The sequence below is a fragment of the Alteraurantiacibacter aestuarii genome (genome assembly GCF_039523595.1).
GTDB lineage: Bacteria > Pseudomonadota > Alphaproteobacteria > Sphingomonadales > Sphingomonadaceae > Alteraurantiacibacter > Alteraurantiacibacter aestuarii.
The window spans coordinates 356,653-382,266 of the sequence record NZ_BAAAFP010000001.1; the positions used below are offsets into that span (position 1 = coordinate 356,653).

Below are 25,614 nucleotides of genomic sequence, written 5' to 3' on the forward strand. Positions count from 1 at the left end.
GCAATCGGTGGGCAGATGACGTCATCCGACATGATTGACCGGCCGGGGCTGGAACAGGCGCGTGCCGCGCTGCGCCGCACCTTCGGCTTCGAGGAGTTTCGCGGCGCGCAGGAACAGGTGCTCTCGCGCGTGCTGGCCGGGCAATCCACGCTGGCGGTGATGCCCACCGGCGCGGGCAAATCGCTGACCTACCAACTGCCCGCCACCATGCTGGAGGGGACCTGCGTGGTCATCTCCCCGCTGATCGCGCTGATGCATGACCAGCTGCGCTCGGCCCGTGCCAACGGCATTCGCGCGGCATCGCTGACCAGCGTCGATACCGATGGGATGCAGACGGTGGACGCCTTCCGCAGCGGCGCGCTGGACCTGCTCTATGTCGCGCCCGAACGTGCCAGCCAGCCGCATTTCCGTGATCTGCTGGGGCAGGGCCGGATCGCCCTGTTCGCGGTGGATGAGGCGCATTGCGTATCCGAATGGGGGCATGATTTCCGCCCCGATTACCGCCAGCTGCGGCCGCTGATGGATATGTTCCCGCAGGTTCCGCGGCTGGCGCTGACCGCCACCGCCGATGCGCATACCAGGCGCGATATCCTGCACCAGCTGGGCATTGGTGAGGACGGGATGATCGTGGCCGGGTTCGACCGCCCGAACATCCGCTACGCCATTCGCCACCGTGACAGCATGGGCGCGCAGCTTGCCGCGCTGCTGGATGAGCATTCCGGCCCCGGCATCATCTATGCCCCCACCCGCCGCAAGGTGGAGGAACTGGCGGAAAAGCTGGGCGCAGGCTCTCGGTCTGGATCCGGCTCTGGCTCGGGCAGGCAGGTGTTGCCCTATCACGCCGGGCTGGCCCCCGAAGTGCGCGCCGCCAACCAGGCTGCATTCGTTTCCAGCGAGGACATGGTGATCGTGGCCACCATCGCGTTCGGCATGGGGATAGACAAGCCGGACGTGCGCTTTGTGGCGCATGCCGGCATCCCCAAATCGATCGAGGCCTATTACCAGGAAACCGGGCGCGCGGGCCGCGATGGCGATCCCGCGCTGGCCTTGATGCTGTGGGGTGCGGGCGATTTCGTGCAGGCGCGGCAAAGGCTGTCCGAAGTGGATGAGGCGCGCCAGCAGGGGGAGCGGACCCGGCTGGACGCACTGGCCGCGCTGGTGGAAACGCCCACCTGTCGCCGAGCCGTGCTGCTGCGCCATTTCGGCGAGGACCCGCCGCAGACCTGTGGCAATTGCGACAATTGCCTGGAGCCGCCGCAGGTGATCGAAGTCACCGAACTGGCGCGCAAGCTGCTGAGTGCGGTCTATCGCACCGGGCAGAGCTTCGGCTTCGGCCATATCCAGAAAGTGCTGACCGGGGCGCAGGATGATCGCATCACCCAGCGCGCGCATGACCAGCTCAGCGTGTTCGGCATTGTCGAGGGGGAGGAGGCGCGCCTGCTCCAGCCGCTCGCCCGCGCATTGCAGGCACGCGGGGCGCTGGTGGCGACAGAACATGGCGGGCTGGCGCTGGGCGGCGATGCCCGCTCGATCCTGAAGGGGGAGAGCGATGTCGCGATCATTCGCCCGCCCGAACGCAGCCAGCGCCGGGGCCGCAAGGGCAGCGCGCAGGCGCCCAATCCGGTTGGCGATCCGCTGTTCGATGCCTTGCGCGAACTGCGCCGCTCGCTGGCGGCGGAGGCGCAGGTGCCGCCCTATGTCATCTTCCACGATGCCACCTTGCGCGAAATGGCTTCGCGCCGACCGGGCAGCCTTGATGCGATGGGCACTATCTCGGGCATCGGGGCCAGGAAGCTGGAAGCCTATGGCGATGCGTTCCTGGCCATCATCCGCCAATATTGATGGCCAGCAACAATGGCCGCCCGCTGCCGGTCCGAAAATCCGGTTTTGATTGCGAAAACCTGTAATTTGATATAATAATGATATCATAATTAAACAAACAGGAGATTCGATATGTCAAAGGGGCAAGAAGCCATGATCCGCAGCCGGGAAGGCCCGGCCAGCACGTATAGCGGCTATCCCATGCTGCTGGTGCTGCTGGCGATCGTCGCTTTGGCGCTGTTCGTCCTGAGCACGGGCATTCCGCCCAAGGGTTCGAGCAAGCTGATCAAGATCATGTTCGTGCTGACCACTTTCGGGTCGGGCTTTGCCGTGCTGTTCTTCTCGGTCGGCTTCTACATGATCCAGCCCAACCAGGGCGCGGTGATCACGCTGTTCGGCGAGTACCGGGGAACAGACCGCAAGGAAGGTCTGCGCTGGCGCTGGCCGTGGATGGGCCGCAACAAACTGTCCGTGCGCGCGCACAACATCCATTCGGAGAAGGTCAAGATCAACGATCTGCGCGGCAATCCGATCGAAATCGCCTGCAATGTGGTGTGGCGTGTGGCCGACACCGCGCAGGCGGCGTTCGACGTGGATGATTACAAGGAGTTCGTGAACATCCAGATCGAGGCCGGGCTGCGCACGGTCGGATCACGCTACCCCTATGACGATATCGAGGAGGCGGAAACCACGCTTCGCTCTGATGCGGACGTGGTGAACAGCGAATTGCAGACCGAGCTGAACGAGCGCCTGTCTGCCGCCGGTATCGTGGTTGATGAGGCGGGCCTGACCCACCTCGCCTACGCGCCGGAAATTGCCGGAGCCATGCTCCGCCGCCAGCAGGCCGATGCGGTCATCTCGGCGCGCGCCAAGCTGGTGCTGGGCGCGGTCAGCATGGTCGAAATGGCGCTGGAGAAGCTGTCCGCCGACGACATCGTCCATCTGGATGATGAGCGCCGCGCGGCGATGGTTTCCAACCTGATGGTGGTCCTGTGCGGCGACCGTGAGGTGAACCCCGTCGTCAACGCAGGATCTTTGTACCAGTAACTCCGCCATGGCCGGACGCAGCAAACCTACACCCGGCAAGAAAGCCTTTGCCCTGCGGCTCGACCCGGCGCTCCACGATGCGGTGGAGCGTCTGGCGGCCACGGAACTGCGTTCGGTCAATGCCGAGCTGGAAGTGCTGATCCGCGAAGCGTTGAAGCGGCGCGGCATTGATGTGCCGATGGGCGAGCGCCCGCGCCGTGGCCGTCCGCCGAAGGTAGACTAGCATCCGCCATTGCCCGGCCGGGATTGCCCGCTAGTCTGGCGGGAGAGAGGGAGAGCGGTGCATATGAAATTCGGCGTATTCGACCATGTCGATGACAGCGGCCTGCCATTGGCACAGCATCTGGCGGCGCGGCTGGACATGGCCTGCGCCTATGAGGCGGCGGGCTTTCATTGTTACCATGTGGCGGAACACCACGGCACGCCGCTGGGCCATGCGCCATCGCCCGGCATGCTGTTTTCCGCCCTGTCCCAGCGCACCAGCCGCATCCTGTTCGGCCCGCTGGTCTATCTGCTTCCGCTGTATCATCCGCTGCGGCTGATCGAGGAGGTGGCGATGCTGGATGCGCTGTCCGGCGGGCGCTTCCAGCTGGGCGTGGGGCGCGGCGTCTCGCCCATCGAAATGGGTTTCTACGGCATCGACATGGCCCAGCAGCGGGAGATTTTTGACGAGACGCTGGAGGTCCTGCTCAAGGGTCTTTCCAGCGACCGGCTGAGCCACGAGGGCAGGTTCTTCAGCTTCGACGATGTGCCCATGACCATGCGCCCCGTGCAGCGCCCGCATCCGCCGCTGTGGTACGGCGCGGGCAGTCCCGAATCGATCACCTGGGCGGCGCATAACGGCGTCAATATCGTCAGCCTCGCGCTGGGGGACCGGGTGAAGCAGGTCAGCGGCCTGTTCCGCAAGGAATGGGAAGCGGGCGGCGGCGCGGCGGAAAACCTGCCGCTGGTGGGCATCAGCCGTCATATCGTGGTGGCAGACAGCGATGCCCAGGCGCGCGACCTGGCCCGGCCAGCCTATGCCCGCTGGCGCGCCAGCCTTGCCAGATTGTGGGAAGATCGCGGCGGCGGATTTCCGCTGGGCGATCTCTATCCGCCCGAATGGGACGCAGCCGAGGCGATGGGCCACGGCTGCGCCGGCAGCCCCTCCACCGTGCGCGACTTCGTGCTGCGCGAGGCGGATGGCAGCGGCATCAATTACATGGTCGGCTGGTTCGCCTTTGGCGATCTGCGGGTGGACGATGTGACGCGATCCGCGCAATTGTTCGCCCGCGAGGTCATGCCCGCTTTCGCCTGAGAACTTGCACCTGAGAACAGGCTTTGCGAGCTCTTAACCAATCTGGCGTAGTCCGCTACGCATGACCCATGATGCGCAAATTGTGCCGACCCGCCCGTCGATGAAATTCGCAGCTGCCCTTGCCGCTGCCGCCATCGCGGCCATCCCGCTGACGGCGCTGTTCGCGCAGGCACCTGCCGCCCCCTATACGATTGTCGAGACCGGGCAGACCTTCAATTCGCTGCAACAGGCGGTGGATGCGATTGGTGACGGGCGCGGCTCGATCGCTATTGCCGTGGGCACCCACCGCCAGTGCGCGGTGCAGCAGGGCGGGGTGATCTCCTATCTCGCCGCAGTTCCGGGCGAAGTGATCTTCGATGGCGTGACCTGCGAGGGCAAGGCCGCGCTGGTGTTGCGCGGGCGCGGGGCGGAAGTGTCCGGCCTCACCTTCCAGAACATGAATGTGCGCGATTTCAACGGCGCAGGCATTCGCCTGGAAGCCGGCAACCTGACCGTGGCGCAAAGCTGGTTCCGCGATAGCCAGCAGGGCATCCTGACCGCCGACGATACCGGCTCCACGCTGGTGATCGACCGCTCCACCTTCTCCGGCCTTGGCACGTGCGAGGGATCGGGCGGCTGCGCCCATTCGATCTACACCGGCAATTATGGCCAGGTGCGCATCACCAACAGCCGGTTCGAGCGCGGGCAGGGCGGCCATTATGTCAAACTGCGCGCGGGCCGGGTGGACGTGGCCAGCAGCAGCTTTGACGATTCGAACGGGCATGAAACCAATTACATGATCGACCTGCCTGCCGGGGCCAGCGGGCAGATATCCAACAACTGGTTCGTGCAGGGGCGAGACAAGGAGAATTACTCCGCCTTCATCGCCGTTGCTGCCGAAAGCCGCGATCACTCCAGCGCCGGGCTGACCGTAGCGGCCAACACTGCGCGCTTTGCGCCGGGCGTGGACCGCAATTCCGCCTTCGTGGCCGACTGGTCGGGCGAAGTCAGCCGGATCTCGGACAATCGCCTCGATCCGGGCCTGACCACCTACGAGCAGCGCTGACACCGTTCGGAACCCAGCCCACCCTTGATCGGTTTATTGGGCAGGAGACACGATATGGCAGGCGGTTGGTCGCGCGATGGCGCGGTTCAGGATCAGATTGACGACACGGTGAAAGACGCGGTGGAAGCCGCGCGCGCCCGCCTGCCCAAAGGCGAAAGCGCTGAATATTGCGACGATTGCGGTGAACCTATTCCGCAAAAGCGCCGCATGGCCGTTCCCGGTGTGCGCCGCTGCGTGGCCTGTCAGTCTGGTCAGGATAGCCAGATCCGCCATTCCGCGATCAACCGGCGCGGAAGCAAGGACAGCCAGCTGCGCTGAAAATCTATTTCAGCAGATGCCCCGCGCGGTCACGCTTGGTGGCAAGATAGCGCTGGTTATGCGCGTTGGCAGGCAGCTGATGCTCCACGCGCTCCGCCACCGTCACGCCAGCCGCCTCCAGCGCAGCCACCTTGGCCGGGTTGTTGGTCAGCAGCCGCACCGCGTTCACCCCCAGCAGATCGAGCATGCGCGCCGCCACGGGAAAATCGCGCGCTTCCACCGGCAGGCCCAGTCGCGCATTGGCATCCACAGTGTCGAACCCGGCATCCTGCAGGCGATAGGCGCGTAACTTGTTGATCAGGCCGATGCCGCGCCCTTCCTGCCGCAAATAGAGCAATATGCCCCAGCCGCCCGCCTTGGCCTCCTCCGCCATGCGCGCCAGCGCCGCGTCCAGCTGCGGGCCGCAATCGCATTTGAGACTGCCGAAGATATCGCCGGTCAGGCATTCGGAATGCAGGCGCACCAGCGGCACGCGGTCAAAATCGGGATTGCCGATCACCAGCGCCACATGCTCGCGCATATCGTCCAGCTTGCGGAAGGCGATCACCTCGGCTTCCTCGCTGGCGCTGATCGGCAGGCGCGCGCGGGTGGCGATGGTCAGCGCCACCTGATCGCTCCAGGCGGCAAGGTCGGATGCCGCCAGCCGCACCGGCTCCCCGGCGTGGGCGGGATCGAACAGGAAGGCGGGCAATATGCCGGCCAAGCGCGCCAGCTCCATCGCCGCCTCGGCCTCTGCCTTGCAGGCGATGGTCTCGGCCCGGAAAGGCCCTTTCAGCGGCACCACCAGGTCGAGCGCGGGATCGGCAATCGGGCGCGCTTCATCCAGTCCCATCGGCGCGGAACTGCGAATCAGCACGGGCGCATGGCCGCTGGCGGCCTCGCGCTGGTTGGCCAGCTTGAGCGTGGCGGCGCGCGCGGCGGAGATCAGCGCCCGGTCAGAGCTGGCCTGCGGGGCCAGCGCGGTTTCCACCGGCAGCAGCACGGGCGCCTCGCCAATCCGGATCGGCCAGCCGTGGCGCAAGGCATCCACCGCCTGCGCCACCCGGCGCGCGGGGGATGCACTGGTCGAGGCGGGAGCCGCGCTCAGCTGGCCATCTCCGTAATCAGCGGGATATGGTCGGACGGCTTTTCCCAGGTGCGCGCATCTTCCACGATGCGGTGCCCGGTGGCCTGCTGCGCCAGCTGCGGGCTGGCCCACATGTGATCCAGCCTGCGCCCGCGATCGTTCACCGTGTGGTCCTTGTTGCGATAGCTCCACCAGGTGTAATAGCGCTGCGGATCGCGGATGAACTCGCGGCCCACATCTGTCCAGCCATGCGCATCCTGAAAGCGCTTCAGCGTCTCCACTTCCAGCGGCGTGTGTGACACGACCTTGAGCAGCGCCTTGTGGCTCCACACATCCGATTCCAGCGGTGCGATGTTGAAATCGCCGACGATCATGGTCGGCCGGTCCACCTTGTCTGCCCAGCGAGTCATCCGCTCGAGGAAATCGAGCTTCTGGCCGAACTTGGGATTGATCGCGCGGTCAGGCTCATCGCCGCCGGCGGGGATATAGACATTTTCCAGCACCATGCCCGCCAGGGCGCCCGCTTCGGGGCCGGTCAGCTCCACTCCGACATGGCGCGCCTCGCCATTGTCCTGCCAGTCATGGCGCGAAAATTCGCTGATGGGGATGCGGCTGACGGTGGCCACGCCGTGATAGCCCTTCTGCCCGTGCACGGCGAAGTGGGTATAACCCAGCTCCTCGAACGCCTTGTAGGGGAACTGATGCTCCTGGCACTTGATCTCCTGCAGGCACAGGATGTCGGGCGCCTCCTGTTCAAGGAAACGCGCGATTATGGGCATGCGCAGGCGGGCGGAATTGATGTTCCAGCTGGCGATAGAGATCATGGCAACGTGCTTAGGTGCGAAGGCGCCGGGCGGCAAGGTGTCGGGCAGCCGGGCATTGCCATGCGGGCGGCGCGGCTGGTCTGGCGGCGCATGGCCCGGACAAAGGAAAACCCTCGTCCCGGGGGCAAGTGGGACGAGGGTTCCATTTAGCGTTCGTCACGCTTGCAAGCTGCCTGTTAGAGGGGCGGACAACAGGGGGGAAATCCGGGCCCGAGGCTGGCTTGCAAGATCATTTATACGCAGGTCAGCCTGTCGCTGATATGAATAAACCGTCGCAGTTTGTCGCAAATCTACAACATTTCACCTGCGAAGCGTTCAGCGTGGGCGACGGGACGATTGCCGCGGGTCGCGAACCTGAAATGTGCTGTCAGGAACGGCCACGCCATAACGGTGATTGCGCAGGCGCACCGTGGTGCGGATATTCTGCGAATCATTGGCTACCCAGCTGACCAGTTCCAGCCCGCCGGGGGCAGCGCTGTTCTGCAGGAAGATCAGCACGATCTCGCCGAACTCGGGCCTGGTGGGAACGGTAACGGCGATGCTCACCACATTGGGATTGGCGCTGGGCACGATGCGGCCATATTGCGCCACGTTGCGATCGGGATCGAGCAGCGCGCCCAGCGGCGTATCGCTGATCGGCCAGCGTTCCAGCTGCTGCACGTCATAATCGGCCATGGTCAGCGACCGGCCGTTGGAGACGATCACCATATTGACCGATTCTTCGTATTCGAAGCGGATGCGGCCGGGGTTCTTCATCGTCAGCACGCCTGTCACCACCTGGCCGTTGCGATCGGTCTGGGTGAAATCGGCGCGCATGGTGGAGATGCCGCGAAGCGCCCGCACGGCGCGGTTGATCCTGGCGGTATCGGCCTGCGAAGTTGATTGCGATGCAGATTGCGCAGCGGCGGGGATGGCCGGAGCCACCAGCGCAAGCGGCGTGCAAACGGCAAGAGCGCCGGCAATCGCGGCGCTCAGTGTCTTGCCTGTGAAGGGCGTGCTTTTGAAGCTAATCAAGGTGTTCATGCTCCCAGTCCTGGCGGTGGGGCATTGAACCGATGGTGAACCCGGTTCGTTCCCGGAGTTCAGCTTACTTGATCTTGCCTTCCTTGAATTCGACATGCTTCTTCGCAACCGGGTCATACTTGCGGAAGACCATCTTCTCGGTGATGTTGCGCGGGTTCTTCTTCGTTACGTAGAAAAATCCGGTGTCCGCGGTCGAATTCAGGCGGATCTTGACGGTTGCTGGCTTCGCCATGTCTTAAGTTCCCAAAAGGTTCGCTGGGGCCGGTCAGGCCCGAAAAAATACAGGCGACGCGCAAGCGCCGCCCTCAAGCGCGGGCCATTGGGGCAGAATCGGTGCAAAGTCAAGCAAGACAGGCCCTGCCAGCCTGCCCTACCAATCCACCTTGCCGCGATTGACCTTGAGCTGGCCGCGGGCCTTCTTGCCCGCCAGGCGCTTCACCTTGCCTACGCGGTTAACTCTTGTTTTAGCGCGCTTTTTCGGCTCGACACAGGCGCTTTCAATCATCTGCGTCAACCGTTCGCGCGCATCGCGGCGGTTGGCCTCCTGCGTGCGGTGGCTGCGCGCATCGATCACGATCTCGCCCTTCAGGTTCAGGCGGTTTCCGGCAAGATCCTTCAGCCGGTGGAAGATTCGCGGCGGCAGGCCGATGCGGTAGATATTGACCCGCAGCTGCACTGCGGTGGCCACCTTGTTGACATTCTGCCCGCCCGGACCCGACGCGGTGACGAAGCTTTCCTCCGCCAGCGACAGCGCCCGTTCGACCAGATTGTCTTCAGGTCTGGACATCAGTTTCAGGAATTTCGGGAGCTTGCGGAACGTCTGCCGTCACCGCGCCAGCAACAGGCACCGCGCCCACATCGGCAAAGCCCAGGGCAATGAAATCGGCGGGCATGGGCGAATGGGCGGCAATCGCGCTCTTGCCCGCGCGCGGCACTTCAATCGCGCTGGCGTGCAGCATGGTGCGGGCAAAGCCGGACTTTTCGCCATAGACCGGATCGCCCAGCAGGGGGATGCCGATGCCGCTGGCGGCGTGCACGCGGATCTGGTGGGTGCGGCCGGTCTCCGGGCGGAATTCCACCAGCGCGCGGCCGTTCACCTCTGCCAGCACGCGCCAGCCGGTGGCCGATTCCTTGCCCTTCTTGGCCGGGATCATCCGCCAGCCCTTCTCGGCGCTGCTGATCTTGGCCAGCGACAGTTCGATGCGGCCTTCCTTCTGCTCAGGAATACCGGCCAGAATGCCGAGATAGGTCTTGGAGACGACCTTCTCCTCAAACGCCATGTTGAAGCGCTTGAGCGACTTGGGATTGCGCGCCAGCAGCAGGCAGCCCGACGTATCGGTATCCAGCCTGTGCGCGGGCTGCGGCTGGCGCTGGAAGCCCAGCTTCAGCTCGTCCAGCCGGTCGCCCAGCGAAGCGCCGCCCTTGCGCGGGCGGTCAATCGGCAGGCCCGCGGGCTTGTCGATCACCAGCGCTTCGCCGTCTTCATACAGGATTTCGAGATCGTTCATGCCAGGGCTTTCCCGATCCGGTGGATCGCTTCAGTCAGGGTCGCCTCATCGGTGGCGAAGGATATGCGGAAACCGTCTTTGCCGCCGAATGCGGATGCGGCCACCACGGCCACGCCGTGTTCCAGCAGGTGCAGCGCCAGCTTGGTATCGTCGCCGCCAAAGCGCCCCATATGGTCGCTGGCGTCGATGAAACAATAGAAGGCACCATCGGGCACCGGCGTGGAAAGGCCGGGAATGGCGTTGATGCCAGCCACCACCAGATCGCGCCGCTGGCGGAAAATCTCGCGCCAGTCGGTCAGGAAATCCTGCGGCCCTTCGAAGGCGGCCACCGCGGCGGCCTGGCTGACGGAGGACGGATTGCCGGTGGAATTGCTCTGCAATGTGCCCATCGCATCGATCAGCCATCCAGGGCCGGTCGCCACGCCGATGCGGAAGCCGGTCATGGCGTGGCTTTTGGATACGCCGGAGACGGTGCAGATGCGGTCCGCCAGATCGGGGCACAGATTGGCCAGCGTGGCGTGCGGCCCGTCCGAATAGTTGAGCGGGGCGTAGATATCGTCCGACAGCGCCATCACCTGCAGGTGGCGACGCATCACTTCGCCCAGCGCCAGCAGCATTTCCGCCGGATAGACCGCGCCGGTCGGGTTGCCGGGCGAATTGAGCAGCACCCAGTTGGTGCGCGGAGTGATCAGCGATTCCAGCTCGCCCGCCTCAAAGCGGAAGCCGCGATGCGCATGGGTGCGCAGCGGCACCACGCGGCCACCGGCAAAGCGCACCATCTGCGGATAGGACACCCACCACGGCGAAGGCACGATAACCTCGTCGCCCTCGCTCACCGTGGCCACGATTGCCTCGAACAGGGCCTGCTTGCCGCCGCTGGTGACGATGATGTTTGCCGGATCGGCAGCAATGCCCAGATCGCGCCGGAAATGCAGCGCGGCGGCTTTCTTCAGCGCCATCGTGCCGGTGACGGGGGTGTACTTGGTCTGCCCGGCATCCATCGCTGCCCTGGCCGCTTCGATCACATGGTCCGGCGTGGCAAAATCCGGTTCGCCCACGGACAGAGAGATGATGTCCCTGCCCTGTTCGCGCAGGGCGGTGGCGCGGTCGGTCATCGCCGTGGTGGGCGAGGCCTGAATCCGCTGCAAATGCTGGCTGAGACGACCGGTCATTTCAACAACTCCGCTTTCATCAGTCCGCGCACCGAATTGCCCAGCAGGAAGCCGCCGGCAAGATCGTCTGGCGTCAGTTCCGCCTCCAGGGCGCGGCCTTCGTCCAGCAGGTGACGGCGCAGTACGCCGGGCAGCAGGCCCAGGCTGGCGGGCGGGGTCAGCAACTTGCCACCGCGCTCGACAAAAATGTTCGAATGGCCCGCTTCTGTCAGCAAGCCATCATCGCGCAACAGCAATGCCTCATCCGCGCCCTGGCCGATCGCTGCGCGGCGCGCGGCATCGTAGAAGGAGCGGTCGGTGGTCTTGTGCCGCAGCCGCCAGTCGCCCGAAACCACGGGCAGCGGCAATATCGCGCATGTCACCGGATCGGGCAGAGCGCCGGACCCCAGCGGCACGCTTTGCAGGGTGATCGCTCCGCTGCGGGCCAGCAACATGCGCAGCTTGGCAGGCTGTTCCAGCTCAAAGCACAGCGCCTGTATGCGGTTGCGCGCATCGTGCCGGTCAAACGCAAAGCCCAGCGTGGCTGCGCTCGCCTTCATCCGTTCGAGATGGAGTTCGAGCAGCGGAATGCCGTCCTGCGGATCGAAGCGCATGCTTTCGATCAGGTCGGCACCGCTTGCCTCGCGCTGCATGAAGCTGCCCTTGATCAGGCATTCGCGCCATTCGGACATGCCTTCGCTGTCGGCCACGATCGCCCCGCCAACGCCCGCCACCGCATGATGGCGATCGTTCTCGCCCGGGGTCAGGCGGATGGTGCGGATGGCGACATTGAAGGCGGCATCGATCGATCCGTCGGCAGCGGTGCCGATCCGGCCAATCGCCCCGCAATACGGTCCGCGTGCATCGCGCTCCACCTGCTGGATCAGCTCCATCGCGCGGATCTTGGGGGCGCCGGTGATCGATCCGCAGGGGAACAGCGCGCGGATCATGTCCATCGCGCCCTTGCCCTCCTGCAATTCGGCCCGGACGGAGGAGACCATCTGGTGCACCGTGGGATAGCTTTCGATGGCGAAGGGCCGGTCCACGCGCACACTGCCTGCCTCTGCCACGCGGCTGAGGTCATTGCGCATCAGGTCCACGATCATCAGGTTTTCGGCCTTGTCCTTGACCGATGCGGCCAGTTCCTGGGCAAAAGCCTCATCCTCGGCCTGCGTCTGACCGCGCGGGCGCGTGCCTTTCATCGGCTTCACCTTGGCCGCGCGGCCCTTCAGCGTGAAGAACAGTTCCGGGCTGAAGGACAGCAACCAGTGCGATCCGTCAAAGATCACCCCGCCATATCCGGCCCCCGCCGCCGGGCGTATCGCGCGGTAGATTGCCAGCGGATCACCCTGCGCGGCGCCCGCCAGCGGCATGGTCAGATTGGCCTGATAGATATCGCCCGCGCGGATCGCTTCCTGCAGCGTGTCGAATGCGCTGAGATAGGCGCCGGTCGATATCTGCGGTTCCATCGGCCCGATGGAGGCGCGCTCGCTGCCGCCGCGCGCTTCCAGAAAAGCGGGCACCTTATCCGATGGAATGGCCTGCACATCGTCAAACAGGCCCAGCCACACCAGCGGGCCATTGGCGCCGCTGCGCTCCTCGGCCAGCACTTGCAGGCGCGGCTCCAGCGCCAGACCTGCTTCATAGGCGAGATATCCGGCCAGCGTCCCGCCCGTCTCCGCGCGCGCCTTGTCCGCCTGTTCCAGCACGGCGGACACCTGATCCGGGCGATGGGCGACAAAGATCGCGCGCGGGCGTTCAAAAAGCTGCGCGTCATTTGCCCCCGATGCGCGGGCATCGTCCAGCAATACGAAGGGTTCGTAAGCCTGCATTCGCCCCGCTCTACCGTCAAATTGCCGTGTGTCTATTGCTTGACCGCGAATAGGTGCCTGCGCCAAGCATGGGGCAGACATATTCGGGACAAATCGGGCCAAGGGAAATCGGGCGCATCATGGCAGACATCTTCATCGGCAAGGACCTGGACGGCGAAACGCAGTCGCTCAACCTGGGGCGGGCCAACCGCCACGGACTGATCGCGGGCGCCACCGGCACCGGCAAGACGGTGACCTTGCAAGGGCTGGCGGAAAGTTTCTCTGCCGAGGGCGTACCGGTGTTCGTGGCCGATGTGAAAGGTGACCTTTCGGGCATCTCCATGCCCGGATCGCCTACGTTCAAACACGCCGACAAGCTGGAGGGCCGGGCCAGGGAACTGGGCATGGACGATTATGCCTATTCGGATAATCCGGTGATCTTCTGGGACCTGTACGGCGAACAGGGCCACCCCATCCGCACCACGGTTTCCGAAATGGGGCCGCTGCTGCTGTCGCGCCTGCTGGACCTGAACGACACGCAGGAAGGCGTGTTGCAGATCATCTTCCGCCATGCCGATGACGAGGGGCTGCTGCTGCTCGATTTCGAGGATCTGCAGGCGGTGCTGGCATGGGCGGCGGAGAATTCGAAGGAAATCTCCGGCGAATACGGCAATGTCACCAAGGCCAGCGTGGGTGCGATCCAGCGCCAGTTGCTGAGTTTCGAAAGCCAGGGCGCAGACCTGTTCTTTGGTGAGCCGGCGTTGGAAATCGACGATTTCCTGCAAAGCGACGATCAGGGCCGCGGCTATATCAACGTGCTGGCGGCGGATAAACTGATGCGCAGCCCCAAGCTGTATGCCACATTCCTGCTGTGGCTGCTGGCCGAATTGTTCGAAAGCCTGCCCGAGGTTGGCGATCCCGAAAAGCCCAGGCTGGTGTTCTTCTTTGACGAGGCTCACCTGCTGTTCGACGATGCGCCCAAGGCGCTGGAGGACAAGATCGAACAGGTCGTGCGCCTGATCCGTTCCAAGGGCGTGGGCGTGTTCTTCGTCACGCAGAACCCGATCGATATTCCCGAGGAAGTGGCCGGCCAGCTGGGCAACCGCGTGCAGCACGCGCTGCGCGCCTTCACCCCCAAGGATCAGCGGGCGATCAAGGCCGCGGCCGAGACCTTCCGCATCAATCCCGATCTCGACGTGGCAGAGGCGATCACGCAATTGCGCGTGGGTGAGGCGCTGGTGTCCACGTTGATGGATGACGGCGCGCCCAGCATCGTGGAGCGCACGCTGATCAAGCCGCCGCGCAGCCGGCTTGGTCCGGTCAACGCCAAGGAACGGGCGATCATCCAGTCGGTCAGCCCGGTCGATGGCAAGTATGACCAGAAGATCGACCGCGAAAGCGCCGAGGAAGTGCTGCTGGCCAAGGCCAGCGATGCCGCCGAAACCGCCAGGGAGGTGGAGGAAAAGGGCGAAGAAGAAGTGGGCAAGCGCAGCCGCAAGACCACTTCCCTGTGGGAAAAGGCCGGCAAGGCCGCGATGGGCGCTGCCGCCAGTTCCGCCGCCACGATCATCGCCGCCAGGATTTCCGGCCGAACCAGCCGGTCTGACCCGATGCGCAATGCCGCCACCAGCGCGGCGGGCACGATTGCCACCGAATTCGGCGGATCGATCGCCGGGCGATTCGTGCGCAATCTTATCGGCGGCCTGATGCGCTAGAGATCGGCGCGAGCGGCTCCGGGGCGGGCTGCGAACGCCGCCTTCCCGCGCTTCTCAGTCGAGAGGCAGGTTAGTCGAGAGGAAGGCGCAGTTCGGCCACCAGGCCGATGACCTTGCCGCTATCGTCCAGCCGGTTGGCCAGCGTCAGCGTGCCGCCGTGCTGTTCGGCAATGGCGCGCGCCAGTGTCAGCCCAAGGCCTGCACCGCCGGTTTCGCGATTGCGCGACGCCTCGCCGCGCGTGAACGGTTCCATCATCGCCGATATCTCGCCGGTGGGAATGCCCGGGCCAGTGTCCTCGATCCGCACCAGCGCATGATCATCGTCACGCATCACGCTGACCACCGGCTTTGCACCATAGCGCAGCGAATTGCCGATCAGGTTGCGCAGTGCGCGGCGCATCCACGTGGCGCGCAGGCGCAGCGCCATGCGTGAGCTATCGCCCAGCACCACGTCATCGCCCATATCCTCATATTCCTCCACCACGGAGGCGACGAGGGCGGACAGTTCCGTGCGTTCGAGCGGATCGCTGGGCCGGCCCACGCGCGCCAGCGAGAGGATATCGTCGAGCGATCTGGTGATGTCCTCGATGCTGGCGGCCATGCGCTCACGCTCGGTATCGTCTTCCACGCTCTCGATCCGCACGCGCAATGCGGCCAGCGGGGTCTTCAGGTCATGCCCGATCGCGCCGAGCATCACGTCCTTCTCGCTCAGCAAGGCGGAGATGCGCGATTCCATCGCATTATGGGCGGTGATCAGGCGGCGCATGTCCTCCGGACCGGAGGGTTCCAGCTGGCCCGATATTTCCTGCGTCTCGCCAAATTTCTCGACCCTGTCCGCCAGCGCAGCCAGCGGGCGGGTGATGCGGCGCAGCAGGAAGGCGAGGCCGCCCACCAGCACGATATACAGCACCAGCGTTTGCAGGATGACCCCGCTGAACCGGCGCGGTTCTGCGCCGGGCAGCGGTACGCGGGCGACCAGCCATTCTTCCTCACCAGCGCGTTTCAGCCCGGCCAGCAGCATTTCGCCCTGGGGGTCCCAGCCATCGCGATTGTCAAAATTGTTGCGGCTGCGCATGCGGGTAAGACCGCGCATGATATAGCTGTCCTTGGCCACCGGGCGGGCCAGCACCACCAGATCCTGAATCTCTATGCCCTGATCGGTCAGCAGGCCGCGCAGCCGTTCCGCGCGCGCTTCATCCTGCATTTCACCCGTGATGATGGGAGACTGCAGCACGCGTTCAATCCGCAGGCGGCGGCGCTGGCTTTCGGGATGGGCGGCATCGCCATTGCCGGTGCGATAATCGACGCGCGGATCGGCCACTAGCTGGAAGGCCAGCGCATTGATCAATCCGTTTTCGCGTCTTTGCTGTTCGGCGCGGAACAGCAATACGCCAGAAAGCGTCTGCGCGGCCAGCAACGCCAGCGCCACGGACAGCAACATCTGGCCAAGCAGGCTGCGGGGCAGGAAGCGGCGCATTATTCGGCTTCCTGCGCCACGCGGCGCACGTCTGCGGCAAGGCGGTAACCACCGCCCCACACCGTCTGGATCAGCCTGGGATCGCGGCTGTCATCTTCCATCTTGCGGCGCAGGCGGCTGACCTGATTGTCCACCGCACGATCGAACAGATGCGCCTCGCGCCCCTGCACCATATCGAGCAGGCGATCACGGTCCAGCACCTGTCGCGGATGATCGAGGAAGGCGCACAAAAGGCGGAATTCGGCAGAGGATATCGGGATCACTGTGCCTTCGGGATCGCTCAGCCTGCGCTTGAGCGGATCGAGCTCCCAGCCTTCGAACTGATACAGCGCATCCACCACTGTGGGCGGCGTGGTCTGGCGGGCGGAGCGGCGCAGCACAGAACGGATGCGCGCCACCAGCTCACGCGGTTCGAACGGCTTGACCACATAGTCATCGGCGCCGATTTCCAGCCCGACGATGCGATCGGTCGCCTCACCCCTTGCGGTGAGGAAGATCACCGGCAGTTTCTTCGCTTCGATCAGGTGGCGGCACAGCGACAATCCATCCTCGCCCGGCATCATGATGTCGAGCAGGACGAGATCGGGCGTCTCATCGATCAGCGCGGATCGCGCCTTGGATGCATCGGCGGCCTGACGCACGACAAACCCCTGACGGGAAAGATATTCCGCCAGGGGTTGGCGCAGGCTGGCTTCATCATCGACCAGCAGCAATTTGATCGGTGGCTGTTCGCTCATCTGTTCTTGTGCCCCTCTTTGGACAAGGGCTTAGCCGATAAATCCACGCGGTGCACGTCGTCCATCGGGGCGACCTTCCGGGCGTCCGTCGGGACGGGCATTGCGGCGTTCCTCGCGTGTAATCTTGCCATCGGAATCGGCATCGGCACGGTCGAAGCGGGTCAATGCGGCGCTGAGGAATTCGGCCTGGGTGACGGTGCCGTTATTGTCGATATCGGCTTCGGCCACCCTGCGCTCACCGCCCGGGCCGCCAATACCGGGGCCGCCATTGCCTGGTCCACGATCACCGGGGCCGCGGCCCATGCGGCGTTCGCGAATGCCGGGTCCGCGGCGCTCTTCGCGCGCTGCCATACGCTCTTCGCGCATGTCCTTGCGGTTCTCGCGGGCAGAGTCGAATTCGCTCATGTCGATCATGCCGTTGCCATCGGTGTCAAACCGCGCAAAGCGGGCCTGCCGGGCGGCATCGCGGTCCGCTTCGCTCAGCGCGCCATCATCGTTGATGTCGAGCCGTTCAAACTGGCTTGTGGCACGCTCCTGCACGGCTTCGCGGGTCAGTTCCGCTGCGCCGCGCTGTCCGCGCTCGGGCATCTGGGCATGGGCTGCGCCAGCTGCGAGCAGGGCGGTGGCGGCAAGCGAGAGGGTCAGGGTCTTGCGCATCGTTCTCTCCTTCAAAGGATTATTCGGAGAGCAACGGGGCACCGTCTTGAAGGGGGGGGGAGGAGGAGTCCGGCGCCCCATTGCTCATGGGGTCCGTTCTAGGGTGGCATTGTCGCAGCGATTTGCCCGCATTCGCCATTTGTGTCGCAATTTGTCGCGTTCAGCCACCCGTGTTCATGCACGCGCAAACCCCGGTTTAGCGGGCGTTCATATTGGCAGGCCGGACCGCCGCCTCAGGGGGCCTTGGGCGGGACATAGGCGACCAGCTTGTTGCCATCAGGATCGCGGAAATAGGCGGCATAGAATGCCTCTCCGCGCGGACCGGGAGGGCCTTCATCGCTGCCGCCATTGGCCAGCGCATGGGCATGGATTTGCTGGACCTGCTCCTCGCTCTCGACAGGCAGGCCAAACATCGTGCCATTGCCACCGGTTGCGGGCTGCTCGTCATGTGGCTTGATCACACCGATCATGGCGCCCTTTTCAGGCGTGCCCCAGGTTACCACGCGATCGGTTTCAAACACGCGGCCTGCGCCGGTGATGGCGGCGATCGCATCATAGAATTTGGCAGACCTGGCAAGGTCATTGGTGCCCATCGTGGCATAGCCAAGCATAATGTTCTCCTCTTCGGGACAGGTCTATATTGGCCTGCAGGCAGCGTCCAGCCACGCCAGTGCCTCACCTGTCAGCTGCGGCGCCACCACTTCGTGAACGCGCGCGTGATAGGCGTTCCACCAGGCGATTTCGGCCTCGCTCAGCAGCGCCCTGTCCACCAGAGTGGCATCGATGGGGGCCAGCGTCAGCGTTTCAAAGCCCAGCCAGTCCCCCTCCGCGCCATCGATCCGGCGTTCTTCCACCAGCACCAGATTCTCGATCCTGATGCCGTATGCGCCGGTCTTGTAATATCCCGGTTCGTTGGAGAGAAACATTCCGGGCAGCAATTCCTGTTCACCGCCAGCCTGTCCGCCGCGCGGCTTGGCAATGCGCTGCGGGCCTTCGTGCACCGCCAGAAAGCTGCCCACGCCGTGGCCGGTGCCGTGGGCATAGTCGATGCCCGCCTCCCACAGATATTGCCGCGCCAGTGTATCCAGCTGCGAGCCGAGCGTGCCCTTGGGGAAGGTCTGCATCGCCAGGCAGATATGGCCCTTTAGCACGCGCGTATAGCGGTCCTTCACCTGCGCGGGCGGGGCATCGGGGCCGATCCACACAGTGCGGGTGATATCGGTGGTGCCGTCAGGATACTGGCCGCCGCTGTCCACCAGATAGACGCTGTTCGGCTCCAGTGTGCAGTTGGTCTCCTCGCTCACGCGGTAGTGCACGATGGCGCCATTGGGGCCTGCGCCCGATATCGTATCGAAGGAGAGATCGCGCAGGTCGCCGCAAGCCTCGCGGCAGGCCTGCAATCTTGCCGCTGCAGACAGCTCGTCCACCGTGCCGCGCGGGCCTTCCACGCTCAGCCAGTGGAGGAAATTGGAAACCGCTGCCCCGTCGCGCCGCTGCGCCGCACGGTGGCCATCCTGCTCCGCCTTGGTCTTCACCGCCTTGGGCAGGACGGCAGGGTCGGTATGGGTGACGACCTTTGCCCCGCCCGCCTCCAGCGCATCGAAAATGGCGGCGACGGAGCGGGCCGGATCGCTGGAAACGGTCTTGCCGGAAAATTCGCCCAGCGATGCTTCAAACTGCGCGCGGTCGCGGATGCGCACGGCATTGCCCAGCGCGGCGGCCACGTCTGCGGGGACCTTGCCGGGCGCGATGAACCAGTCCGCCGTGCCGTCTGCATGGATGGTGAGGTAAGACAGCGCCACCGGCGTGCGTTCCACATCGCTGCCACGGATATTGAGCACCCAGGCGACCGAATCGAGCGCGGAAATGACCACCCCATCAACCGATTCGGCCTTCAGCCATTCGGCAATTGCGCCGCGCTTGTCTGCGCTGGACCGGCCCGCCAGTGCCTCATCCTGCAGGAAGGCGGGCGCGGCTGATGGTTCGGGCTGGTCCTGCCACACCGCATCGATGGGATTGGCAGCGACCGCGACCAGCTGCGCCCCGGCCTTTTCCAGCTTCTCACGCGCATCCTTGGCCCAGCTGCGCGTGTGCAGCCACGGATCAAAGCCGATCCGCGCGCCCTTGGGGGCATTTTGCGCCAGCCAGTCGGCCATCGAATCCTCGGGCACGGATTTGTATTCGTACAGCTTGCCGTCCACCTGATCGCGCACTTGCAGCGTGTAGCGGCCATCGACGAAGATCGCCGCCTTGTCCTTTAGCACCGCCACGCTGCCGGCCGATCCGCCAAAACCCGTCAGCCACGCGAGGCGCTGGGCATAGGCGCCGACATATTCGGACAGATGCTCATCGCTGAGCGGGACGACGAATCCTGCCAGGTCGCGGCGGGAAAGCTCCTCACGCAGGGCCGAAAGTCGGGCTTCATGGGTCTGCATCAACATGGCATTTGATTCCGATAACAACTGTAACTAGGTATGGTAGCATACCCTCTCTGCAAACATAGGCCCTGTGTTGCAGGCTTTCCAGCCGCGCCCGGTCCTGCCAAGGAACGCCCTCTAGTGACGAACAAGCTTTTCAGTATTGCCGCTGCCGCCCTGCTTTGTGCGGGCGCCATCCCTGCAACGGCGCAATCAGGTGAGTCTAACAGCGTGAGCCATTCCATTCCCAACGGTCCTCCGGTCGCGGAGCAGCGCCCCTATGAATACAGCTATCACGGGATCACCATTTCCGATCCCTATCACTGGCTGAAGGACGCATCATACCCGGTCATCGATGATGAGGACGTGCTGGCCTATGTGCGCGCCGAGAACGCCTGGTACGAAGCGCAGATGGGGCCGCACCAGCCGCTGGTGGACAATCTGCTGGCCGAGATGCGCGGGCGGATCAAGGAAGCCGATTCCTCCGTGCCGCAGAAGGATGGCGACTATCTGTACTGGTCCGAGTTCGAGGAAGGCGCGGAATATCGCAAATATTATCGCCGCCCGGTGGCTGGCGGCGAGGCGCAGCTCTACCTTGACGTGACCGAGCTGGCCAAGGGCCATGACTATCTGAGCCTGGAGGATATCTCGGTCAGCAAGAATGGCCGCTATGTCGCCTATTCCACCGATACCACCGGGGCCGAACGTTTCACCGTGCGGATCAAGGACCTGGAGACGGGCGAACTGCTGCCAGACGTGATCGAGGGCACCAACACCGACCTGATCTGGGCCGCCAATGACACCATGCTGGTGTATGGCGTGGCCAATGACAACTGGCGTGTCGACAATGTCCGCGTGCACCGCATCGGCAGCGATGCGGCCGAGGATGTGGAGATCTATCACGAAGGCGATATCGGCTTCACCGTATCGGCTGGCCTATCCGCCAATGAGCAATGGCTGATCATGGCGGTGGGCGACAATGAAACGTCCGAGGTCTATCTGATCCCGGCTTCCGATCCGATGGCAACGCCCGTGCTGGTGCGCGCGCGCCAGACCGGCGTGGAATACGGCGTCGATGTGCGCGAAGACACGTTGTACATCTGGACCAATGACACGCATGTGAACTTCCGCCTGGCCACCGCGCCGCTGGCAGACCCCGCCAACTGGACGACGCTGATCGAAGGATCGGACGACTTCTACCTCACCGGGTTCACGCTGTTTCGTGATTTCTACGTCACCGAAGGGCGGCTGGCCGGGCTCGACCAGATCCAGATCCGCTATTACGACAATCCCGCCGCGATGGAGACCATCACCTTTCCCGAACCGGCCTATGCGGCGGGGCTGGGCGATAATCCCGAATGGGCGATGGACACGATCCGCATCGGCTATGAATCGCCGATCACGCCGGACACCGTCTATGACTACCATGTCGCCACCGGCACGCTGGAAACGCTCAAGGTGCTGGAGATCCCCTCGGGCTTCGATCCTTCGCTCTACACGGTCGAGCGGCTGAGCATTCCCGCGCGCGACGGGGCCATGATCCCGGTCTCCATCGTCTATCGCAAGGACCGCCCGATGGCGCAGGACGGCGCAGACGGGCAGAGCGTCCGGGGCGGGCCGCTGCACCTGTATGCCTATGGCGCCTATGGCTATGCCGTGGACCCGGGCTTTTCGACCACGCGCTTCACCTATGTCGATCGCGGCATGGCCTATGCCATCGCCCATATTCGCGGCGGCGATGATCTGGGGCGCAACTGGTATCTGCAAGGCAAGACCGAACAGCGCACCAACACCTTCAACGATTTCGTCGATGTGGCGCGCGGGCTGATCGCGCGGGGCTATACCAGCGAAGGCCAGATCAGCGCGGCGGGCCGTTCGGCTGGCGGCGAGCTGATGGGCGCGGTGGTCAACCAGGCGCCCGAACTGTTCGGCGCGGTGGTGGCGGGCGTGCCGTTCGTGGACGTGCTTTCCACCATGCTGGATGACAGCCTGCCGCTGACGCCGGGCGAATGGCCGGAATGGGGCAACCCGATCACCAGCAAGGCGGCCTTCACCCACATCCTCAGCTATTCGCCCTATGATCAGGTGGTGGCGCATGACTATCCGCCAATGCTGGTGACCGCCGGTCTCAACGATCCGCGCGTCACCTATTGGGAGCCGGCCAAGTGGGTGGCCAAGCTGCGTGAGCTGAAGACCGATGACAACATCCTGCTGCTCAAGACCAATATGGGCGCTGGCCATGCGGGCAAATCGGGCCGCTTCGAAGGCCTGCGCGAAGATGCCGAGGAGGCTGCATTCATCCTGTGGCAACTGGGCATCGAGGAATAGGCGCCGCCATGAGCAACAGTTTCACGATGAAGTTCATCGCCACGGCGGAAGACATTGATGCCAACGGCCACGTCAACAACACCGTGTGGGTGAAGTGGATGGAAGAAGTCGCCACCGCCCACTGGACACGTGATGGCGATCCCGAGCATGTCGCCGCCTATGCCTGGGTGGTGACCCGGCACGAGATCGATTACCGCGGCAACATCCGCGAGGGCGACAAGGTGACCGCGCTGACCGAAATCCGCGAAGGCCCATCGGGCGCGCGCTTTGACCGGCACATGACCTTCACCAATGCGGCGGGCAAGGTGATCGTGCGGGCCAAGACCACATGGGCGATGGTGGAGCGTGAGACGGGCCGCCTGATGCGCGTGCCGCGCGAAGTGGCGGCACCTTTCATGACCTCCGAGGACGAGGGCGCGTAACGCCTAGGCTGCGCGGCGACCGGGTTGCGGCGGGTGGCCATGTTTGAAGGCCTGAATGCGTTCCATCAGCATCTTGTTGCGGCCCGCTGCCTTGGCTTCATAAAGCAAGACATCGGCGCGCCGGTACAGCGTATCGAATTTGGCATCGGGCATGGCATCGATGGGCACTTCGATAACCCCCATGCTGGCGGTCACGGGCCGATCGACGGCCACGTCTCTGGCCACGATTCTGGTCAGGGCGGTACGGCGCAGCTCGGCACGGGCGTGAGCATTGCGGCCGCGCAGCAGCAGGGCGAATTCCTCGCCGCCCATCCTGACCACAATCGTATCGGCATCGGGCTCCATCGCCTTGGCCACCGTGCGCAGCACATCGTCGCCCACCCCGTGGCCGAAGGTGTCGTTGATGGACTTGAAATCATCGAGGTCGAGCAGAGCCAGCGTGGTAAAGCCCTCTGCCCGCAGCGCGGCAAAACGCTCCTCCAGCACGCGGCGGTTATACAGGCCGGTCAGCGTATCGCGTTCGGACAATCGCTCCAGCATCTGCGCTTCGGTGCGGGCGCGGTCGCGCTGGTCCTTCAGCGCCATGAAGCGGTCGGTCACACCCAGCGTGGTGGCCAGAACCTCGAACACGCAGCCCACATAGAACAGCGTCATCGCATCGGTCGGTTCCAGTCCGGGTGCGAACTGGCTGACAATCCGGATGATCCCGACCCCCAGAAGCGGCAGCCAGCCCACCAGCTGAAAGCGCGCGGCGCGGCTTCCCCGGCGCAGCGCATCCACCAGCACGCTGATATACAGGATCAGGATCGGCAGATAGCACAGGTAATAGATCCCCGATTGCCACGGGCGCAGCACAAACGGGAAATTGGCATGGGCAAAGCTGATCAGCAATGATGCCAGCGCCGCCCAGGGTAGCGCCTTGCGAATGACCGGATTGAGCCTGTCCGCCTCGATAAAACTATGCGCGAACATGCCGCCGGCGGCCACCGACAGGCCAAATACAATCGTCGTCATCCGGCTCAGATCGGACAGGGACAGGGCAACCATATGCATCGACAGGCCCGAATTGACGATGATCGTCAGCATCAGCGAAATGGTCAGCGCGGTGTGCCACAACACAAACGGTTCGCGCAGCACGCGGTAGAACGCGGCGTTGAACAGCAGCGGCATCAGCAGCATGCCGCACAGCGCGGCCAGAAGCAGCAGCAAATCGTGCCCGGCCTCGTTGTCGCCCGGATCCCCGGGCGCAAGATAGGCCTGTTGCAGCGTCATCAGGCTGGTCACCTCGTCCATCCCGACGATCACCTGGCGGGATGAATCGGTAAGGGCAGGCAGGCGGGCCTTGATGAATCCGCCGGCCATGGCGGGCTGCATCTCGTCATAGCGATAGCTGACATCGCGGCGCGATCCGTCGCTGTCGATCACCTGGATCTGCAGCCGGGATAGCTGGGTCCGGCGGGTGATCAGGAAGCGCGGCTGTTCGGCCTGCGGGTCGAGATCGAATTTCAGCAGTGTGCGACCGGGGACCAGCGAATAGGACTTGTCCTCGCATTCCCACCGGGCCGTGCGCACCGCATCCTGAAAGCTGGCCTGCGACGATCCGCTGGCCACGCAATGATCGTGCCGGGCATCATGTTGGGCGGGCGATCCCGGTGCAGGAGACGCGGCGAGAAGTTGCGCTGGCAGGAAAATTGCCAACACCAAAATGGCCACGTGCAGGAACAGGCCCCATGATCTCCCGCCAAACATTACCCGCACCCTAGTGAAGGGTGCTTAGGGGGTCGTTAACCCGGGCAACAAAAAGTCAGGCGAGCACCTCGGCCAGTTCGAGCAGGTCATGACCCAGTTCGCGGGCGACGGCACCATAGGTCACGCGGCCGGCATGGATGTTGAGGCCCTGCGCCAGATGCGGATCGGCGCGCATCGCCTCACGCCAGCCCAGATCGGCAATCCGCAAGGCATGGGGCAGGGTGACATTGTTGAGCGCATAGGTGCTGGTGCGCGCGACTGCTCCGGGCATGTTGGCCACGCAGTAATGGACGATGTCATCAACGATATAGGTCGGATCGTCATGCGTGGTGGCATGGCTGGTTTCAAAGCAGCCGCCCTGATCGATCGCCACATCCACCAGCACTGCACCGGGCCGCATTTCCCCCAGCATGGCTCGCGTCACCAGCTTGGGGGCTGCGGCACCGGGGATCAGCACTGCGCCAATCACCAGATCGGCATTGCGCACCGCATCCAGCAGGTTCGCCTCATTGGAGAAGCGGGTGCAGGCGCGCGATTCGAAATGGGTGCCCACGCGCTCCAGCACTTCGGGATCGCGGTCCAGAATGGTGGTGAGGCCGCCCATTCCGGCAGACATCTGCGCGGCGTTGAAGCCCACCACACCGCCGCCGATGATCACCACATTGGCAGGCATCACGCCCGGAACGCCGCCGATCAGTACGCCGCGACCGCCGTGGATTTTCTCCAGCGCATTGGCACCTGCATGAATGCTCATGCGTCCGGCCACCTGGCTCATCGGCTTGAGCAGCGGCAGGCCGCCTTCCTTGCTCGTCACCGTTTCATAGGCGATGGCGATCACGCCTGATTTTATCAGATCCGCAGTCTGGTCGGGATCGGGCGCGAGGTGGAGATAGGTGTAGAGGATCTGCCCTTCGCGCAGCTGCGCGCGTTCTTCGGCCTGCGGTTCCTTGACCTTCACCACCATGTCGCATTCGGCAAAGATCGGACCGGGGCCATCAACAATGGTCGCCCCGGCGGCGCGGTATTCGGCATCGGTCGCGCCAATGCCCATTCCGGCGTGGCTTTCGATCCACACCTGATGGCCGTGAGCCACCAGTTCCTTGGCGCTTTCTGGCGTCAGGCCAACGCGGTATTCACGGTTCTTGATCTCGCGCGGGCATCCGATACGCATGGGGGATTCTCCTTTGGCGGCAGTCGTTAC

The 25,614-nt window shown here is 64.3% G+C and carries 24 protein-coding genes; 9 read left to right on the top strand and 15 right to left on the bottom strand.

What is annotated here, in order from left to right:
- Positions 1 to 15 precede the first annotated feature (15 nt).
- The 6 genes from recQ to ABDZ98_RS01835 all read left to right on the top strand — a co-directional run bounded on the left by recQ (position 16) and on the right by ABDZ98_RS01835 (position 5,528).
- Positions 16 to 1,842 carry a DNA helicase RecQ gene (gene recQ / locus ABDZ98_RS01810; RefSeq protein WP_419866763.1) on the top strand — a complete coding sequence of 609 codons (1,827 nt, stop codon included), beginning with the start codon at positions 16 to 18 and terminating at the stop codon, positions 1,840 to 1,842.
- 111 nt (positions 1,843 to 1,953) lie between these two features.
- A complete protein-coding gene (locus tag ABDZ98_RS01815; protein WP_237437422.1) occupies positions 1,954 to 2,868 on the top strand; it encodes an SPFH domain-containing protein in 915 nt (304 codons plus the stop codon).
- 7 nt (positions 2,869 to 2,875) lie between these two features.
- Positions 2,876 to 3,091 (top strand): type II toxin-antitoxin system antitoxin, encoded by a 216-nt coding sequence (locus ABDZ98_RS01820; RefSeq protein WP_160590601.1) that lies wholly within the window; start codon positions 2,876 to 2,878, stop codon positions 3,089 to 3,091.
- Positions 3,092 to 3,154: 63 nt separating this feature from the next.
- On the top strand, positions 3,155 to 4,165 hold the full coding sequence (locus ABDZ98_RS01825) for an LLM class flavin-dependent oxidoreductase (RefSeq protein WP_160590600.1): 1,011 nt from the start codon (positions 3,155 to 3,157) through the stop codon (positions 4,163 to 4,165).
- Between the two features lie 100 nt (positions 4,166 to 4,265).
- The gene (locus tag ABDZ98_RS01830; RefSeq protein ID WP_343805411.1) at positions 4,266 to 5,210 is read left to right on the top strand and encodes a right-handed parallel beta-helix repeat-containing protein; all 945 of its coding nucleotides are present in this window, start codon (positions 4,266 to 4,268) and stop codon (positions 5,208 to 5,210) included.
- Between the two features lie 54 nt (positions 5,211 to 5,264).
- Positions 5,265 to 5,528 carry a DksA/TraR family C4-type zinc finger protein gene (locus ABDZ98_RS01835; protein ID WP_160590598.1) on the top strand — a complete coding sequence of 88 codons (264 nt, stop codon included), beginning with the start codon at positions 5,265 to 5,267 and terminating at the stop codon, positions 5,526 to 5,528.
- A 4-nt stretch (positions 5,529 to 5,532) separates the two neighbouring features.
- On the opposite strand, the gene ribA is transcribed toward ABDZ98_RS01835, so the two are convergent.
- The 8 genes from ribA to pabB all read right to left on the bottom strand — a co-directional run bounded on the left by ribA (position 5,533) and on the right by pabB (position 12,932).
- On the bottom strand, positions 5,533 to 6,558 hold the full coding sequence (ribA, locus tag ABDZ98_RS01840) for a GTP cyclohydrolase II (protein ID WP_337190174.1): 1,026 nt from the start codon (positions 6,556 to 6,558) through the stop codon (positions 5,533 to 5,535).
- A 53-nt stretch (positions 6,559 to 6,611) separates the two neighbouring features.
- Positions 6,612 to 7,418 carry an exodeoxyribonuclease III gene (gene xth / locus ABDZ98_RS01845; protein ID WP_160590597.1) on the bottom strand — a complete coding sequence of 269 codons (807 nt, stop codon included), beginning with the start codon at positions 7,416 to 7,418 and terminating at the stop codon, positions 6,612 to 6,614.
- A 315-nt stretch (positions 7,419 to 7,733) separates the two neighbouring features.
- Positions 7,734 to 8,441, bottom strand: a complete 708-nt coding sequence (locus ABDZ98_RS01850; protein WP_160590596.1) for a LolA family protein — start codon at positions 8,439 to 8,441, stop codon at positions 7,734 to 7,736.
- A 64-nt stretch (positions 8,442 to 8,505) separates the two neighbouring features.
- A complete protein-coding gene (gene rpmG / locus ABDZ98_RS01855; protein WP_160590595.1) occupies positions 8,506 to 8,673 on the bottom strand; it encodes a 50S ribosomal protein L33 in 168 nt (55 codons plus the stop codon).
- A gap of 138 nt (positions 8,674 to 8,811) precedes the next feature.
- Positions 8,812 to 9,228: an alternative ribosome rescue aminoacyl-tRNA hydrolase ArfB gene (gene arfB / locus ABDZ98_RS01860; protein WP_160590594.1), complete on the bottom strand. Its 417-nt coding sequence runs from the start codon at positions 9,226 to 9,228 to the stop codon at positions 8,812 to 8,814.
- Positions 9,215 to 9,949, bottom strand: a complete 735-nt coding sequence (locus ABDZ98_RS01865; RefSeq protein WP_160590593.1) for an RluA family pseudouridine synthase — start codon at positions 9,947 to 9,949, stop codon at positions 9,215 to 9,217. The genes arfB and ABDZ98_RS01865 overlap by 14 nt, the downstream gene beginning before the upstream one ends.
- Positions 9,946 to 11,121, bottom strand: a complete 1,176-nt coding sequence (locus tag ABDZ98_RS01870; RefSeq protein ID WP_237437421.1) for a pyridoxal phosphate-dependent aminotransferase — start codon at positions 11,119 to 11,121, stop codon at positions 9,946 to 9,948. The genes ABDZ98_RS01865 and ABDZ98_RS01870 overlap by 4 nt, the downstream gene beginning before the upstream one ends.
- A complete protein-coding gene (gene pabB / locus ABDZ98_RS01875; protein WP_160590592.1) occupies positions 11,118 to 12,932 on the bottom strand; it encodes an aminodeoxychorismate synthase component I in 1,815 nt (604 codons plus the stop codon). The genes ABDZ98_RS01870 and pabB overlap by 4 nt, the downstream gene beginning before the upstream one ends.
- Before the next feature lie 119 nt (positions 12,933 to 13,051).
- Here pabB and ABDZ98_RS01880 point away from each other — a divergent pair, with 119 nt between their 5' ends.
- Positions 13,052 to 14,626, top strand: a complete 1,575-nt coding sequence (locus ABDZ98_RS01880; protein ID WP_160590591.1) for a helicase HerA-like domain-containing protein — start codon at positions 13,052 to 13,054, stop codon at positions 14,624 to 14,626.
- A 70-nt stretch (positions 14,627 to 14,696) separates the two neighbouring features.
- On the opposite strand, the gene ABDZ98_RS01885 is transcribed toward ABDZ98_RS01880, so the two are convergent.
- The 5 genes from ABDZ98_RS01885 to ABDZ98_RS01905 form a co-directional block, all read right to left on the bottom strand.
- Positions 14,697 to 16,103: an ATP-binding protein gene (locus ABDZ98_RS01885; RefSeq protein WP_160590590.1), complete on the bottom strand. Its 1,407-nt coding sequence runs from the start codon at positions 16,101 to 16,103 to the stop codon at positions 14,697 to 14,699.
- A complete protein-coding gene (locus tag ABDZ98_RS01890) occupies positions 16,103 to 16,840 on the bottom strand; it encodes a response regulator (protein ID WP_160590589.1) in 738 nt (245 codons plus the stop codon). The genes ABDZ98_RS01885 and ABDZ98_RS01890 overlap by 1 nt, the downstream gene beginning before the upstream one ends.
- Before the next feature lie 30 nt (positions 16,841 to 16,870).
- Positions 16,871 to 17,497: an EF-hand domain-containing protein gene (locus ABDZ98_RS01895; RefSeq protein WP_160590588.1), complete on the bottom strand. Its 627-nt coding sequence runs from the start codon at positions 17,495 to 17,497 to the stop codon at positions 16,871 to 16,873.
- A gap of 233 nt (positions 17,498 to 17,730) precedes the next feature.
- Positions 17,731 to 18,108, bottom strand: a complete 378-nt coding sequence (locus ABDZ98_RS01900) for a VOC family protein (protein ID WP_160590587.1) — start codon at positions 18,106 to 18,108, stop codon at positions 17,731 to 17,733.
- A 24-nt stretch (positions 18,109 to 18,132) separates the two neighbouring features.
- Positions 18,133 to 19,938, bottom strand: a complete 1,806-nt coding sequence (locus ABDZ98_RS01905) for an aminopeptidase P family protein (RefSeq protein ID WP_160590586.1) — start codon at positions 19,936 to 19,938, stop codon at positions 18,133 to 18,135.
- A gap of 207 nt (positions 19,939 to 20,145) precedes the next feature.
- Between ABDZ98_RS01905 and ABDZ98_RS01910 the strand changes: the two genes are divergently transcribed.
- Both ABDZ98_RS01910 and ABDZ98_RS01915 read left to right on the top strand, forming a co-directional pair.
- A complete protein-coding gene (locus tag ABDZ98_RS01910; protein ID WP_337190172.1) occupies positions 20,146 to 22,242 on the top strand; it encodes a S9 family peptidase in 2,097 nt (698 codons plus the stop codon).
- 8 nt (positions 22,243 to 22,250) lie between these two features.
- A complete protein-coding gene (locus ABDZ98_RS01915) occupies positions 22,251 to 22,664 on the top strand; it encodes an acyl-CoA thioesterase (protein WP_160590584.1) in 414 nt (137 codons plus the stop codon).
- Positions 22,665 to 22,667: 3 nt separating this feature from the next.
- Here ABDZ98_RS01915 and ABDZ98_RS01920 read toward each other — a convergent pair whose 3' ends face one another.
- Positions 22,668 to 24,413: a sensor domain-containing diguanylate cyclase gene (locus ABDZ98_RS01920; protein ID WP_160590583.1), complete on the bottom strand. Its 1,746-nt coding sequence runs from the start codon at positions 24,411 to 24,413 to the stop codon at positions 22,668 to 22,670.
- Between the two features lie 55 nt (positions 24,414 to 24,468).
- Entirely contained in the window at positions 24,469 to 25,584 is a 1,116-nt protein-coding gene (ald, locus tag ABDZ98_RS01925; protein ID WP_160590582.1) for an alanine dehydrogenase, read from the bottom strand.
- Positions 25,585 to 25,614 lie beyond the last annotated feature (30 nt).

Bases quoted from the DNA above. Each gene is read 5' to 3' on its own strand.
- recQ (WP_419866763.1), top strand. From the start codon at position 16: ATGACGTCATCCGACATGATTGACCGGCCGGGGCTGGAACAGGCGCGT.
- xth (WP_160590597.1), bottom strand. From the start codon at position 7,418: ATGATCTCTATCGCCAGCTGGAACATCAATTCCGCCCGCCTGCGCATG.
- ABDZ98_RS01920 (WP_160590583.1), bottom strand. From the start codon at position 24,413: ATGTTTGGCGGGAGATCATGGGGCCTGTTCCTGCACGTGGCCATTTTG.
- ABDZ98_RS01865 (WP_160590593.1), bottom strand. From the start codon at position 9,949: ATGAACGATCTCGAAATCCTGTATGAAGACGGCGAAGCGCTGGTGATC.
- ABDZ98_RS01820 (WP_160590601.1), top strand. From the start codon at position 2,876: ATGGCCGGACGCAGCAAACCTACACCCGGCAAGAAAGCCTTTGCCCTG.
- arfB (WP_160590594.1), bottom strand. From the start codon at position 9,228: ATGTCCAGACCTGAAGACAATCTGGTCGAACGGGCGCTGTCGCTGGCG.
- ABDZ98_RS01830 (WP_343805411.1), top strand. From the start codon at position 4,266: ATGAAATTCGCAGCTGCCCTTGCCGCTGCCGCCATCGCGGCCATCCCG.
- ABDZ98_RS01835 (WP_160590598.1), top strand. From the start codon at position 5,265: ATGGCAGGCGGTTGGTCGCGCGATGGCGCGGTTCAGGATCAGATTGAC.
- ald (WP_160590582.1), bottom strand. From the start codon at position 25,584: ATGCGTATCGGATGCCCGCGCGAGATCAAGAACCGTGAATACCGCGTT.
- ABDZ98_RS01825 (WP_160590600.1), top strand. From the start codon at position 3,155: ATGAAATTCGGCGTATTCGACCATGTCGATGACAGCGGCCTGCCATTG.
- ABDZ98_RS01890 (WP_160590589.1), bottom strand. From the start codon at position 16,840: ATGAGCGAACAGCCACCGATCAAATTGCTGCTGGTCGATGATGAAGCC.
- ABDZ98_RS01900 (WP_160590587.1), bottom strand. From the start codon at position 18,108: ATGCTTGGCTATGCCACGATGGGCACCAATGACCTTGCCAGGTCTGCC.
- ABDZ98_RS01850 (WP_160590596.1), bottom strand. From the start codon at position 8,441: ATGAACACCTTGATTAGCTTCAAAAGCACGCCCTTCACAGGCAAGACA.
- ABDZ98_RS01895 (WP_160590588.1), bottom strand. From the start codon at position 17,497: ATGCGCAAGACCCTGACCCTCTCGCTTGCCGCCACCGCCCTGCTCGCA.
- ABDZ98_RS01870 (WP_237437421.1), bottom strand. From the start codon at position 11,121: ATGACCGGTCGTCTCAGCCAGCATTTGCAGCGGATTCAGGCCTCGCCC.
- ABDZ98_RS01885 (WP_160590590.1), bottom strand. From the start codon at position 16,103: ATGCGCCGCTTCCTGCCCCGCAGCCTGCTTGGCCAGATGTTGCTGTCC.
- rpmG (WP_160590595.1), bottom strand. From the start codon at position 8,673: ATGGCGAAGCCAGCAACCGTCAAGATCCGCCTGAATTCGACCGCGGAC.
- pabB (WP_160590592.1), bottom strand. From the start codon at position 12,932: ATGCAGGCTTACGAACCCTTCGTATTGCTGGACGATGCCCGCGCATCG.
- ABDZ98_RS01915 (WP_160590584.1), top strand. From the start codon at position 22,251: ATGAGCAACAGTTTCACGATGAAGTTCATCGCCACGGCGGAAGACATT.
- ABDZ98_RS01880 (WP_160590591.1), top strand. From the start codon at position 13,052: ATGGCAGACATCTTCATCGGCAAGGACCTGGACGGCGAAACGCAGTCG.
- ABDZ98_RS01815 (WP_237437422.1), top strand. From the start codon at position 1,954: ATGTCAAAGGGGCAAGAAGCCATGATCCGCAGCCGGGAAGGCCCGGCC.
- ABDZ98_RS01905 (WP_160590586.1), bottom strand. From the start codon at position 19,938: ATGTTGATGCAGACCCATGAAGCCCGACTTTCGGCCCTGCGTGAGGAG.